The organism is Mesorhizobium sp. 2RAF21, from assembly GCF_052115345.1.
Taxonomy (GTDB): domain Bacteria; phylum Pseudomonadota; class Alphaproteobacteria; order Rhizobiales; family Rhizobiaceae; genus Mesorhizobium; species Mesorhizobium terrae.
This window is the reverse complement of record NZ_JBFRGM010000052.1, coordinates 1-1,448: the sequence shown is the minus strand read 5'-3', so window position 1 is coordinate 1,448 and position 1,448 is coordinate 1. Positions and strand designations below refer to the sequence as shown.

1 protein-coding gene is annotated in these 1,448 nt (G+C 64.8%); it reads left to right on the top strand.

The genetic code is table 11. From position 1 onward, the window contains the following. Positions 1 to 1,448: formate--tetrahydrofolate ligase (locus AB4136_RS33330; protein WP_137902239.1), on the top strand; the 1,448-nt coding region annotated here is incomplete at both ends.

Here is a 1,448-nt window from a genome sequence, read left to right as displayed (position 1 = left end):
ATCAACCCGACACCGGCCGGCGAAGGCAAGACGACGACGACGGTGGGGCTCGGCGATGGCCTGAACCGCATCGGCAAGAAGGCGGTGGTGTGTATCCGCGAGGCCTCGCTCGGTCCGAACTTCGGCGTCAAGGGCGGCGCCGCCGGCGGCGGTTATGCCCAGGTCGTGCCGATGGAGGACATGAACCTGCACTTCACCGGCGACTTCCACGCCATCACCACCGCCCACAACCTTCTGTCGGCGCTGATCGACAACCACATCTATTGGGGCAACGAGCTCGGCATCGACATCCGCCGCGTCGCCTGGCGTCGTGTCATGGACATGAACGACCGCGCCTTGCGCCAGATCATCGTCTCGCTGGGCGGTGTCGCCAACGGTTTTCCGCGCGAGGCCGGCTTCGACATCACCGTTGCCTCCGAAGTCATGGCGATCCTGTGCCTTTCCACCGATCTGAAGGATCTGGAAAAGCGCCTCGGCGACATCATCGTCGCCTATCGCCGCGACAAGACCCCGGTCTATGCCCGCGACCTGAAGGCCGACGGCGCCATGGCGGTGCTTCTGAAGGATGCCATCCAGCCGAACCTGGTGCAGACGCTGGAAAACAACCCCGCCTTCGTCCATGGCGGCCCGTTCGCCAACATCGCCCATGGCTGCAACTCGGTGGTCGCCACCACCACGGCCTTGAAGCTCGCCGACTATGTCGTCACCGAGGCCGGCTTCGGTGCCGATCTCGGTGCCGAAAAGTTCTTCGACATCAAGTGCCGCAAGGCGGGCCTGAAGCCGGCTGCCGCCGTCATCGTCGCCACCGTGCGCGCCATGAAGATGAATGGCGGGGTGAAGAAGGAAGACCTCGGCGCCGAGAATGTCGAGGCGGTGAAGAAGGGCTGCGCCAATCTCGGCCGCCACATCGAGAACGTGCGCCAGTTCGGCGTGCCGGCGGTAGTGGCCATCAACCACTTCCATTCCGACACCGATGCCGAGATCCAGGCGATGAAGGACTATGTCGCCAAGATGGGCGAGGAGGCGATCCTGTGCCAGCATTGGGCCAAGGGTTCGGCCGGCATCGAGGAGCTGGCCAACAAGGTGGTCAGCCTCGCCGAAAGCGGTGCCTCGCAGTTCTCGCCGCTCTATCCCGACGACATGCCGCTGTTCGAGAAGGTCAACACCATCGTCAAGCGCATCTATCGCGGCGACGAGGCGATCGCCGACAAGTCGATCCGCGACCAGCTGCACCAGTGGGAACAGGCCGGCTACGGCCACCTGCCGGTGTGCATGGCCAAGACGCAATATTCCTTCTCGACCGATCCGAACCTGCGCGGCGCGCCGACCGGCCACACCGTGCCGGTGCGCGAGGTGCGGCTTGCCGCCGGCGCCGGCTTCGTCGTCATCATCTGCGGCGAGGTCATGACCATGCCGGGCCTCCCCTCAAAACCCTCGTCGGAGAAGAT